This window comes from Starkeya nomas, assembly GCF_902703545.1.
Taxonomy (GTDB): domain Bacteria; phylum Pseudomonadota; class Alphaproteobacteria; order Rhizobiales; family Xanthobacteraceae; genus Ancylobacter; species Ancylobacter moscoviensis.
The window spans coordinates 1-766 of the sequence record NZ_CACSAS010000004.1 but is presented as its reverse complement, the minus strand read 5'-3'; the positions used below and the strand labels follow the sequence as shown (position 1 = coordinate 766).

At 66.4% G+C, this 766-nt stretch carries 2 protein-coding genes; both read left to right on the top strand.

Annotated elements, in window-relative coordinates:
* Positions 1 to 99 precede the first annotated feature (99 nt).
* Positions 100 to 330, top strand: coding sequence for a tail protein X (locus STARVERO_RS21700; protein WP_159602039.1), 231 nt, complete (start codon positions 100 to 102; stop codon positions 328 to 330).
* Positions 330 to 766, top strand: a 437-nt coding sequence (locus STARVERO_RS21695) for a hypothetical protein (protein WP_159602037.1), incomplete at its 3' end; no start/stop codon positions are given. The genes STARVERO_RS21700 and STARVERO_RS21695, both read left to right, overlap by 1 nt.

Sequence of the window (766 nt, the reverse complement as noted above, 5' to 3'; positions counted from 1 at the left end):
TGCGGCCGACGTGCTCGGCTCCTTCGTGGTCGAGCGCGTCTCCGATCTGAGCGAGTACAACGGCCAGAAAATCGCGTTTGAAGTGGAGTTGAGGGCGGCATGACGGTGGACCGCATCTATCGCGTGACGCGCGACGGCGAGCGCCTGGACCGCATTGCGCGCGCCGAGCTCGGCACTGAGAAGGGCGGAACGGTCGAGGCCATTCTCGACCTCAATCCGGGCCTTGCCCGCAAGGGGCCGCACTTTGCTGTTGGCACCCTGATCAAGCTGCCGCCGCGCGCGGCCTCGACGCCGGCCGGCCGGCCCGTGCCGCGGATCTGGGGCAGCTGATGCTCACCCCTATCTTTCAGATCTACAAGGGCGGCGAGAACCTGATGGGCTCGATGGCGAGCTACTTCCTCGGCGCCTCGCTCAACGACGAGGTTGGCCTGCAGAACGACGAGCTGCAGGTGTTCGCCAATGACGATCATCGCCAGCTGCCGCTGCCCCGTGAAGGCGACCTCCTCCACCCCTACGCCGGCTATCTCGAAACGCACGTCCTCCCGCTCGGGGCCTTCAAGGTCGAGCGCTGGGGCACAGGCTGGGATGGCGGGACCGAAAAGATGGTGATGACGGCGCGCGCCGTCACCTATGCCGGCAAGGTGAAGGCGGGCGGCACCCAGCATTTCGACGACATGTCGCTTGCCGACATCCTTTCGGATGTCGCGCGCTCGGCCGGCCTGACGCTGGCCATCGATCCGCAGCTCGCGGAGGTGCGTATTCCCTA

Coding starts and splice junctions, on each gene's coding strand:
- STARVERO_RS21700 (WP_159602039.1), top strand. CDS start 100: ATGACGGTGGACCGCATCTATCGCGTGACGCGCGACGGCGAGCGCCTG.